8 protein-coding genes are annotated in these 9,725 nt (G+C 73.0%); 5 read left to right on the forward strand and 3 right to left on the reverse strand.

Translation table 11 applies throughout. The features are described 5' to 3' along the window. Positions 1-1,323 (reverse strand): sigma-70 family RNA polymerase sigma factor (locus IO36_RS35755; protein ID WP_158997710.1); only part of this gene is annotated, 1,323 nt, incomplete at its 3' end. Positions 1,324-1,596: 273 nt separating this feature from the next. On the opposite strand from IO36_RS35755, the gene IO36_RS47785 reads away from it, so the two are divergent. Beyond that, positions 1,597-1,755 carry a hypothetical protein gene (locus tag IO36_RS47785; RefSeq protein WP_209441319.1) on the forward strand — a complete coding sequence of 53 codons (159 nt, stop codon included), beginning with the start codon at positions 1,597-1,599 and terminating at the stop codon, positions 1,753-1,755. A 512-nt stretch (positions 1,756-2,267) separates the two neighbouring features. Here IO36_RS47785 and IO36_RS35760 read toward each other — a convergent pair. Next, positions 2,268-3,050 carry a TetR/AcrR family transcriptional regulator gene (locus IO36_RS35760; RefSeq protein WP_037626447.1) on the reverse strand — a complete coding sequence of 261 codons (783 nt, stop codon included), beginning with the start codon at positions 3,048-3,050 and terminating at the stop codon, positions 2,268-2,270. Between the two features lie 372 nt (positions 3,051-3,422). On the opposite strand from IO36_RS35760, the gene IO36_RS35765 reads away from it, so the two are divergent. From IO36_RS35765 to IO36_RS35775, 3 genes are all read left to right on the forward strand, one after another. Further along, complete coding sequence (locus IO36_RS35765; protein ID WP_037626449.1) at positions 3,423-4,787, forward strand: NAD(P)/FAD-dependent oxidoreductase; 1,365 nt, start codon at positions 3,423-3,425, stop codon at positions 4,785-4,787. A 130-nt stretch (positions 4,788-4,917) separates the two neighbouring features. Continuing rightward, positions 4,918-6,585 carry an ATP-binding SpoIIE family protein phosphatase gene (locus IO36_RS35770; RefSeq protein WP_037626451.1) on the forward strand — a complete coding sequence of 556 codons (1,668 nt, stop codon included), beginning with the start codon at positions 4,918-4,920 and terminating at the stop codon, positions 6,583-6,585. Positions 6,586-6,687: 102 nt separating this feature from the next. Continuing rightward, complete coding sequence (locus tag IO36_RS35775; RefSeq protein WP_037626454.1) at positions 6,688-7,503, forward strand: class I SAM-dependent methyltransferase; 816 nt, start codon at positions 6,688-6,690, stop codon at positions 7,501-7,503. 81 nt (positions 7,504-7,584) lie between these two features. Here IO36_RS35775 and IO36_RS35780 read toward each other — a convergent pair whose 3' ends face one another. Then, on the reverse strand, positions 7,585-8,859 hold the full coding sequence (locus IO36_RS35780; protein ID WP_037626456.1) for an MFS transporter: 1,275 nt from the start codon (positions 8,857-8,859) through the stop codon (positions 7,585-7,587). A gap of 181 nt (positions 8,860-9,040) precedes the next feature. Between IO36_RS35780 and IO36_RS35785 the strand changes: the two genes are divergently transcribed. Then, a complete protein-coding gene (locus IO36_RS35785; RefSeq protein ID WP_037626458.1) occupies positions 9,041-9,589 on the forward strand; it encodes a MarR family winged helix-turn-helix transcriptional regulator in 549 nt (182 codons plus the stop codon). Positions 9,590-9,725 lie beyond the last annotated feature (136 nt).

Raw genomic sequence — 9,725 nt, forward strand, 5'->3', positions numbered from 1 at the left:
CGGGGCGGGTCTCGGTGCCGCCTTGGAGGGCGGGGCGGGGGCCGGTCCGTGAGCCACCACCGGTGGGTTTGGCGCGGGGGACCGCTCGGGGGGCTTCGGCGGTGGGGAAGGGGACGGTGTGGGGGCCGGGTCGGGCGTGGGAGACGGACTCGGGGGCGTCTTCGGTGCCGGCTTCGGGGCGGGTCTCGGTGCCGCCTTGGAGGGCGGGGCGGGGGCCGGTCCGTGAGCCACCACCGGTGGTTTCGGCGCGGGGGACCGCTCGGGCGGCTCCGGCGAAGGGACCGGCGCCTCGACGGCCGGCGAGGCGGCCCTTCCCGCCTCGGGCTTCGGGGCGGGACCGTCGTTGCCCACCAGGGACAGCGCTACCGCCGCCGCGGCCACCGCGACGACACCGGCCGCGATACCGGCCTTCACCGGCGCGCCGATCGCCTCGGAGGCCGCCGCGCCGCCCCCGGCGCCCGCTCCCGACGAGCCGCCGCCCGCCACGACCGCCGCTCCCGCGGCCCCGGCCGCACCCGCTCCGGCACCCCCGGCGACGAGCGCCAGAGCCTTCGCGTAACCGGCGGCGCCGAACCAGCCGATGACCGCGACCGGTACGACCGCCGGGATCCCGCCGGCCACCTCCTTGATTTGGCCGGCCGCCAGCCGGCACCGGGCGCACTCCTCCAGGTGCTTGCGCAGGCCCCGTTCGGCACGGGTGCGCAGACCGCCGCGGGCGTAGGCGCCGAGCCGGTCGGCGTAGCGCGCGCACTCCTTGTCCATGGTGAGCGTGTCGCTCACGTGCGCCTGGAGATAGGCCTGCCGCAGTCCCTCCCGCGCGCGGCTGGCGAGGACCCGGGTGCCGTTCGCGTCGAGACCGAAGAGCGTGGCGACCTCGCTCGGGGACTCGTCCTCGACCTCGGTGTGCCACAGCACGGCCTGCCAGCGCTCCGGCAGCGAGCGGAAGGCCCGCATGGCCATGGACTGTTCGGCCTCGTGCATCGCGCGTACCTCCGCGCCGAGGTCGAGGCCCTCGTCGTCGGAGACCTCGGAACCGCGCGCGGCCTGCGCGGCGAACACCGCGAAGTCGTCCACCAGGTGTTCCCGCCGGGCCGACTTCGTCCAGTGCGCGGCGACCCGGCGGACCGTGGTGAGCAGATACGCGCGCACGGCGTGCTCGGGGCCGCTGCCGCCGCGAACGGCCTGCAGCATGCGGGCGAACACCTCGGCGGTGAGGTCGTCGGCGGTGTGCGGGTCGCGGCAGCAGGTGCGGGCGTAGCGGCGGACGGCTTCGGCGTGCCGGCGGTACAGCTCCTCGTAGGCCGTGTCGTCGCCCGCGCGCATCCGCTCGATCAGACCGGCGTCGGGCGGCGGCGTGGTCCCCGACGGCACCGCCTCCCGCGGAGGCGGCAGGACGCTTCCCTCGCGCGGGTCCCAGCGGTCGCGCTGCGAGGGCACGGAGGGGTCGGACGTGCCGGGGGTGGGTGCCGCTGTGGGTGCGGGTGCGGGTACAGGGAGGGGGGCCGTGTCCGCCAAGTCGCGTTCCGTGTCGCGGGGGTTCGCGTCGCGGGGGTCGGTGGGGGCGCCCGGCGGGCGTTCGCCGCCCGGCTTCCGGCTGTGGAGAGCCCCGTCGTCCGGGCCCCGGCCGTGCAGAGTCCCGGCGTCCGGTCCCCGGTCGTGGAGCGGCTCGCCGTGCGGGCCGCCCTGCTCCGGCAGCCGCGGTGCGGATGGGCCGCCGGTCCCGGTGCCGCCGTCGGCGCCGCCGTCACCGAGTGACTCGTCCCGCCCGTCCACGCTCACGCCGAAACGCCCCCGCCTGCCCACCCGGACCCGAATACCGGGACAGACTGCCACAGGCTCCCCCGGCGGCACCCCTTCGTACGGACCAACCACTCGTCCGGGGGGATTACGCGCGCGACAGCGTTAACGGTCAGCTGTTCGGGGAATGGTTCAGGGCCGCCCGAAGCGCACGGACAGCCGTGTCCCGTACGGAAGTTGCCGTCGCGCACCCCCGGTTCCGGCCGAGTGCCCGGGCGAAAGAGCGATGTTCCTGGGTGCGAGTGGATTCCACCCGCGCCCAGGAGCATCGGAGTACTCGGGCCGCATCGGACCGGCCGGGAGCGTCGACGCGCTCGGGAGCGCCCGGAGGCGCGCCCGCGTACGCGTGGCTCACGCGCACCCGGGGCGTCTTCGTGGCCCCGGGCCGTGCCCTGGGCCGTGCCCTGGCCGGAACACGCCCGCACCGCACCGGACTTCGTCGTCCGGGCCGTGCGGGCGTCGGGCCGGGCTCACGCGGGACGCGAGCGCAGACCCTCCAGCAGGATGTCCAGGAGCCGGGCCGAGGCCGCCGCCTGCTGGGCCGCGTCCGGCAGCGAGGGTGCCGCCGTCGCGATGACCAGCAGGACGTCCGCCACGGTCACGTCGGCGCGCAACTCGCCCGCCGCACGCGCCCGGTCGACCAGCCGTCCGACCACCTCGAGCAGCGCCGCCGCTCCGGCGTCGTCCACCTCGGCGATCACCGGCTCGTCCTCGGTCGCGGGCCGCTGCTCGACGAGCCGCAGCTCGGGCGTGGTCTGGGACCGCTGCTGCGGCACCCGGGCCCCGTCCGGCTCCGCCTCGTCCTCGGCCACGCCGACCCGCAGCACCTGCGGCGGCAGCAGCCGGCCGGCGCCCGAGGCCACCGACGTCCGCAGGAAGCGCGAGAGCGCCGACCACGGTTCGTCCTCCTGGCCGAGCGCGGCACGGGCCTGGTCGGTCAGCCGGGAAGTCTCCTCCTCGGCTATCCGGCGCACCAGGACGTCCTTGCTCGGGAAGCGGCGGTACACGGTGCCGACACCGACCCTCGCGCGCCGGGCGACGTCCTCCATCGGCGCGCCGTATCCCAGCTCGCCGAAGACCTCGCGCGCCGCGCGCAGTACGTGTTCCAGATTGCGCTGTGCGTCCACACGCAGCGGCGTCGTGCGCGGTCCGTCCGCCGGACCGCGGCCGTTGCCGCTCGTGGCCGTGCCGGTCATCGCACCCCCGGGTGCGATGGCTGACGCGGATGCCCAATGAGAGTCCTGAATGTGCATAAGCGTTCCCCCGGTAATGACGTCTCCCCCCGGAGACTCTCCCCGCCATCGACAGACCGGAGCGTGTGGAACAAGCTGATGTGCGAGCCCCTCTGCGGACTCGCCGAGCGCATCCCCCTACACCCCGTCGACACACGAACATAGTTGAGAGGGGGTCAATTCAGAAGGGGCAGGTTCCGCACGGAGCGCCCCCCGATCGGAGTACGGACCCCGTACGTCCCGATTGCGCCCTGTCCGGGTACCCCCTCCATCCCATTGACCTGCGGGTTTTCCCTAGAGCCCGGCAAATCGGCCAACTCTGCACGTTGTCGGCGACCGGTCACACAAATTGCCGGGGCTGTGGACAAACTCCGGAGCGGGGTGCGTCATGGGATGGTGAAGGAACGTGCGCGCATTCTCATCGTCGGCGGCGGCTACGTCGGGATGTACACCGCCCTGCGTCTCCAGCGGCAGTTGAAGCCCGAACTGAAGCGGGGCGAAGTCGAGATCACGGTGGTGTCGCCCGACCCGTACATGACCTATCAGCCGTTCCTCCCCGAAGCCGCCGCGGGCTCGATCTCGCCGCGCCACGTGGTCGTCCCGCTGCGCCGGGTCCTCGACCGGTGCCGGATCGTCATCGGCGAGGTCCGCTCGATCGACCACGCCAAGCGCACCGCCACGCTCACCACGCTCGCCACCGAGGAGGAGGGCGCGGGCGCCGAGCAGATCGCGTACGACGACCTCGTGCTCGCCCCCGGCTCGGTCTCGCGCACCCTGCCGATCCCCGGGCTGGCCGACTTCGCCATCGGCTTCAAGACGGTCGAAGAGGCCATCGGCCTCCGCAACCACGTCATCGAGCAGATGGACATCGCCTCCTCCACCCGCGATCCCGCGATCCGCGACGCGGCCCTGACCTTCGTCTTCGTGGGCGGCGGCTACGCGGGCGTCGAGGCCCTCGGCGAGCTGGAGGACATGGCCCGCTACACCGCGCGGTACTACCACAACCTCAAGCCCGAGGACATGAAGTGGATCCTCGTCGAGGCCTCCGACCGGATCCTGCCCGAGGTCGGCGAGGAGATGGGCCGGTACACGGTCAGCCAGCTGCGCCGGCGCAACATCGAGGTACGCCTGGAGACCCGTCTCAACAGCTGCGCCGACCGGGTCGCCGTCCTCAGTGACGGCGCCCGCTTCCCGACGCGCACCGTCGTGTGGACGGCCGGAGTGAAACCGCACCCCCTCCTCGCCGCCACCGACCTCCCCCTCAACGAGCGCGGCCGGCTCAAGTGCACCCCTGAGCTCACGGTCGACGGCGTCCCGCACGCGTGGGCCGCCGGAGACGCCGCCGCCGTCCCCGACGTGACCGCCGAACCCGGCAAGGAGACCGCCCCGAACGCCCAGCACGCCGTCCGCCAGGCGAAGATCCTCGGCGACAACATCGCGCACTCGCTGCGCGGTGAACCCCTGGAGACGTACTCCCACAAATACGTCGGTTCCGTCGCCTCCCTGGGACTGCACAAGGGAGTCGCACACGTCTACGGACGCAAGCTGAGGGGCTATCCTGCCTGGTTCATGCACCGCGTCTACCACCTCAGCAGGGTGCCGACCTTCAACCGCAAGGCCCGTGTGCTCGCGGAATGGACCCTGGCGGGTCTCTTCAAGCGGGAGATCGTGTCCCTCGGTTCACTCGAACACCCCCGTGCGGAGTTCGAACTGGCGGCCGGGGGAAAGCCTCCGAACGACCCGAAGGGGTCGTCCTGACCGGACCGAGGAACTCCTGCGGCAGGGACGGCGTCTGACGGATGTAGGCCAGGTCGGCCAGACTGCCAGACAGGTCCACGACTTTGGGTGGGTCACCCGCTCGCCCTTCTAACACGAGGCTTTCCCCACTGTGAACTTCACGCGCTGGAGCGCCCGGCTCCCCGGAACGCAGCGCCGCGCCGCAGCGCGGACCGAGCACGCGGCCGCGCACACGGCCGCCCCGGACCGGCGCGGGGAAGGCTCCGTCCCGGCCGCCCGCGCCGAGCGGCCGACCGACGACACCGGGCCCGGGCTCGCCGTCGACGAACTCCCGGTGCGCGCGGTCCTCGACCGCGTCCCCGCCCTCGTCGCCCTCGTCCACGGCCCCGAGCACCGCGTCTCGTACGTCAACGACGCGTACACCGCGGCCTTCGGCGCCCGTCCCACCGGCTCCCCGGCCCGCGAGACGCTGCCCGAGCTCGACGAACTCGGCCTGCTGCCGCTCCTCGACCAGGTCCTGCGCAGCGCCAAGCCCCGCACGGTCAAGTCCCGCAAGGTGTCGACCGGCCGCTCGTACACGTTCACCTGCACCCCCGTCGACACCTCCGCCGAACGCGACGGCCGCGGTGTGCTCGTCTTCGCCACCGACGTCACCGATCACGCCGAGGCCGCCGAGCGGCTGCGCGCCAGCGAACGCCGCCAGCGCGAGACCGCCGTCACCCTCCAGCGTTCCCTGCTCCCGCAGGAGCTGGAGGAGCCCGACGACCTGCGCATCGCGGCCACCTATCTGCCCGGCGGCACGGAGGCAGCGGTCGGCGGGGACTGGTACGACGTCATCACCCTCGGCGGCGGCCGCACCGCGCTCGTCATCGGCGACGTCATGGGCCGCGGGGTCCGCGCCGCCGCAGTCATGGGCCAGCTGCGTACCGCCGTGCGCGCGTACGCCCGGCTCGACCTGCCACCGCACGAGGTGCTGCAACTGCTGGACGGCCTCGCCACCGAGATCGACGCCAACCAGATCGCCACCTGCGTGTACGCCGTCCACGACCCGAACGAGGGCCGGCTGGTGTACGCCTCGGCCGGCCACCTGCCCATCCTCGTCCGCGACGAGAACGGCACCGTCCACCGCGCCGACGAGCCGACCGGGCCCCCGCTGGGCACCGGCGGCTGGCTGCACGCCTCCGGCTCCGTGCCCCTGGGCCCCGGCTCCACCGCCGTCATGTACACGGACGGACTCGTCGAACGCCGGGACGAGGACCTCGACGAGGGCATCGCCTCCCTGCAACGCGCCCTCGCCGGAGCCACCGGCAGCCCTCAGGTGGTCTGCGACCGCCTGGTCCGCGCGGCCGGCGTGACCGCCGAGCACGACGACGACGTCGCCGTCCTCGTCCTCCAGCACCCCACCCGCACCGGCTCCGACGGCGAACTCTTCCGCAACGCCGCCCTGGAACTGCTCGGCGGCATGGAAGCGGCCCCCCGCGCGCGTGCCTTCGCCTCCGGGGTGCTGGCCAGCTGGCGCTTCCCCGGCGACCTGCACGACCTCGGCGTCCTCGCCGCCAGCGAACTCGTCGCCAACTCCCTCCAGCACGGCACCCCGCCGATGCGGCTGCGGCTGCGCCGTACGGACCGCCGGCTGATCATCGAGGTCACCGACGGCGACGACCACCTCCCGCGCCGCCGCCGCGCGGAACCCGGCGACGAGGCGGGCCGCGGCATCGCGATCGTGGCCACCATCGCCTCGGGCTGGGGCTCCCGCCGCACCCCGGGCGGCGGAAAAGCCGTGTGGTGCGAGTTCGCGCTCCCGCGCGCCGGTCACTGATCCCGCGCACCGGACGGTTTTCCCCCTCCCCGGGAGCCCGCCCCCGGCCGGTCTTCCGCGCGTCCCCTGGCCGGGAGGCCCGCCCGGTGCTAAGAGCTCCCCATGGCAGACGAATCGGGCTTTCAGCTCAATGGAAGTGCCCCCGAGCGCTACGAGCGGTACGCGGCACCGTTCATGACGCCCTTCGTGGACGCGATCCTCGACGCGGTCGACCTGTACCCCGGCGCCAAGGTGCTCGACCTGGCCTGCGGCACCGGCTTCGCCGCCCGCGGCGCGGCCGCCCGGGTCGGTCCCTCCGGCCGGGTCTCGGGGGCGGACGTCAACCCGGCGATGATCGGCGTGGCCGAGGAACACGCGCCCCGCATGTATCCCGACATCGACTTCACCGTCGCCCCCGCCGACAAGCTCCCCTATGAAGACGCGGCCTTCGACGCGGTCGTGTGCCAGCAGGGCGTCCAGTTCTTCCCCGACCTCGAAGCCGCCTTCGCGGAGGCGGCCCGCGTCACCCGCTCCGACGGCCGCTTCGCCGCCACCGCGTGGGCCCCCAGGGACCTCATCCCGTACTTTGTCGCCCAGTACGAGGCCGTCGAGGAGTACGGCGGCAGGGAACTCGCGGCGAACTACCAGGGCGCCTTCTCCGGCACCCCCGACCGGCTCTCCGCGGCCCTGAGCGGCGCCGGCTTCCGCGACGTCTCCGTCCGGCAGATCACCTTCGGCGTCCCGCTCCCGCCCCTCGACGTCTACGCCCCCGGCCAGCTCTCGTCCACATCCTGGGGACAGGCGATCGTCGACACCGGCGGCGAGGACGCGCTCCGTCTGGCCGGGCGCCTGGTCCACACCCGCCTGACCGGCCACACCGCCCCCGACGGCACGACCACCCTCCCCTTCACCGCCAACCTGCTGACCGGCATCCGCTGAACCCCGCACCGGAGACACGAGAGGGCCGCCACCACGTCAGTGACGTGGTGGCGGCCCTCCGTGCGCTCGTCCGTTGTGCGGTCAGGCGCTCGCGGCCACCGGCTCGGGCGCCGGGCCGCCCTGCGCGACCACCCGGCTCCGGGCGAGCGAGGGCTGGTCCTGCACGGGGGTCAGGCGCCGCCCGAGCCGCAGCGCCAGGGCCGTGATCCCGAGCGAGAAGAGCAGGAACGTCACCACGTACGGACCGTGCAGCGAGGCACCCATCGGGCCGCCCACCGCCGGGCCGATCGCCAGCGCGAGCTGCTTCACCAGGGCGAAGGCCGAGTTGTACTGGCCCGCCATGCCCGTCGGCGCCAGATCGGCGACCAGCGGGGCGACCGTCGGCGACAGCATCGCCTCACCCAGCCCGAACAGCGCGTACGTCGAGACGAAGGCCGCCGTGGCCATGGTCTGGCTGCTGTGCCCGAGCCCCGCGTACCCGGCCGCCAGCCAGGCGACGGCCCAGATGAGCCCGACCGCGGCGATCACCCGGGACCGCTTGCGGCGCTCGACGAACTTCAGTACCGCGAACTGCGCCACCACGATCATCGCCGTGTTCGCCGCCATCGCCGTACCGAGCGCCGAGGTGGAGATCCCGGCCGCCTCGACGCCGTACGCCGAGAGCCCCGACTCGAACTGTCCGTAGCACGCGAAGAACAGCACGAAGCCCAGCACGGAGAGCTGGACCATGGCCCGGTTCCCCATGAGCTGCTTCCAGCTGCCGCCCTTCGCCTGAGGAGCGTCCCCGCCGATCTTGGGCGCGTGCGGCATCCGGACGGTCGCCATGATCACGACCAGCACCAGGAACATCGCCGCCTCGATGGCGAACAGCAGCGTGAAGGAGCTCGCCCGGTCCGGGTCGACGATGTGGCCGCCGATGAGCCCGCCGATACCGAGGCCCAGGTTCTGCAGGAAGAACTGCGTCGCGAAGGCGCGCGACCGGGTGTCCGCCGAGGAGCAGTCCACGATCATCGTCGCCAGCGACGGCTGCATAACGGCCTGCCCGGCACCCAGAGCCGCCGCCGACAGCACCACCGTGGTCGCGCTGTTCGCCAGACCGAGGTTCAGCGCACCCAACGCGGCGGTGACCAGGGCGGCGAGCAGGACCGGCCGGGGGCCGCGCCGGACGATCGCCCGGCCCGCGAACGGCAGCACGACGAGAGCGGCCACGGCGAAGACGGCGAGCACGACGCCCGCCGTCATGGAGCCGAGTCCCCGCACCTGCGCCACATAGACGTAGAGGAAGGGGACGGTAAAGCCGAGCCCGAACGCGCTGAGCGCGTTGCCCACGTGGATCCGGCGCATCGCTGCGCCCATCGCCCTGGTCACTTTCACCTGCCTTGGTCGTGAAGCCGTACGGGCTCCCCGTGCCGGGCCGTGTCGCAACACGTTCCCTACGCATGGATGCAAGCCTGAAGACTTCGAAGCTAAAGTTCGAAGTTGAACTCTACACCTCGAAGGACTTCGACACCAAGCGACGCCGTGCGATACTCGGGCCATGGGCGACACCCCCGGCGTCAGCGAGCCGACACTCGAAGAGCAGATCGCCGCCTACCAGCGCGAATTCCGGGACCTGGACCCCCAGGTCGAGAAGATCGTCTCGGCGCTGTCCCGCCTCAACCGGCGGATGAACGTCGCCTACGGCCGCCAGACCGCCGCGCTCGGCATCAGCAACGCCGAGTGGGAGGTCCTGAAGGCGCTGGTCCTGGCCGGCGCCCCGTACCGCCTCGGCCCGAGCGACCTGGCCAAGCGCCTCGGTCTCACGCCGGCCGCCATGACCCACCGCATCGACCGCATGGTCGGGGAGGGCCTGGTGACCCGGGAGCGGGACGAGTCGAACCGGGTGCGGGTCATCGTCGAGCTGACGGACGAGGGCCGCGAGAAGTGGCTGGAGGCCATGCGCATGGCCACGGTCTTCGAGGAGGACCTGCTCCAGGACCTGTCCAGCGAGGACAGGGGCGTCCTGGGCGAGGTCCTGACCCGCCTGCTGCGACGGGTGGAGGACGCCCAGCCCGACGCGGGCGGCCGGCTCAGCGACCTGGATTAAAGATCTTGACAGGGGCTGTTGACACTGCCCTACAGGGTGAGTAAAGTTCTTCGAGTTGTCACGGAGCCGGAACGGTTCAGCGACGGCACCTCCGCCGCAGTAGCGGCAAACCAATCTTCAGCACGATCTCCCGACG

Origin of the sequence: Streptomyces aureus (assembly GCF_000725495.1) — a bacterium.
GTDB classification, from domain to species: domain Bacteria; phylum Actinomycetota; class Actinomycetes; order Streptomycetales; family Streptomycetaceae; genus Streptomyces; species Streptomyces aureus_B.